The sequence below is a fragment of the Actinomadura rugatobispora genome (assembly GCF_042656285.1).
Taxonomy (GTDB): Bacteria; Actinomycetota; Actinomycetes; order Streptosporangiales; family Streptosporangiaceae; genus Spirillospora; species Spirillospora rugatobispora.
In genome coordinates this window covers 1-530 of sequence record NZ_JBHSON010000327.1, presented here as the reverse complement: position 1 = coordinate 530, position 530 = coordinate 1, and the positions used below count along the sequence as shown (strand labels likewise).

Below are 530 nucleotides of genomic sequence, written 5' to 3'. Positions count from 1 at the left end.
CAGCTCGCCGATGCCGTGAAGGTGACCCTTGGTCCCAAGGGTCGCAATGTGGTGTTGGAGAAGAAGTGGGGCGCTCCGACGATCACCAATGACGGTGTGTCGATCGCCAAGGAGATCGAGCTCGAGGACGCGTGGGAGAAGATCGGCGCGGAGCTGGTCAAGGAGGTCGCCAAGAAGACCGACGACGTCGCCGGTGACGGCACGACGACGGCGACCGTCCTGGCCCAGGCTCTCGTCCGTGAGGGTCTGCGCAATGTTGCCGCCGGTGCGAACCCGATGTCGCTGAAGCGCGGCATCGAGGCCGCGGTGGAGCGGGTCAGCGAAGAGCTGTCGAAGCTGGCCAAGGATGTGGAGACCAAGGAGCAGATCGCTTCGACGGCGTCCATTTCGGCCGGTGACCCGCAGATCGGCGAGATGATCGCCGAGGCGATGGACAAGGTCGGCAAGGAAGGCGTCATCACCGTCGAGGAGAGCAACACCTTCGGGCTGGAGCTGGAGCTCACCGAGGGCATGCGCTTCGACAAGGGCTA

Annotated in this window: 1 protein-coding gene; it reads left to right on the top strand. The window is 64.5% G+C overall.

The annotated features are described in order from the left end of the window. Positions 1-530 (top strand): TCP-1/cpn60 chaperonin family protein (locus ACFPZN_RS56640; RefSeq protein ID WP_378293786.1); only part of this gene is annotated, 530 nt, incomplete at both ends.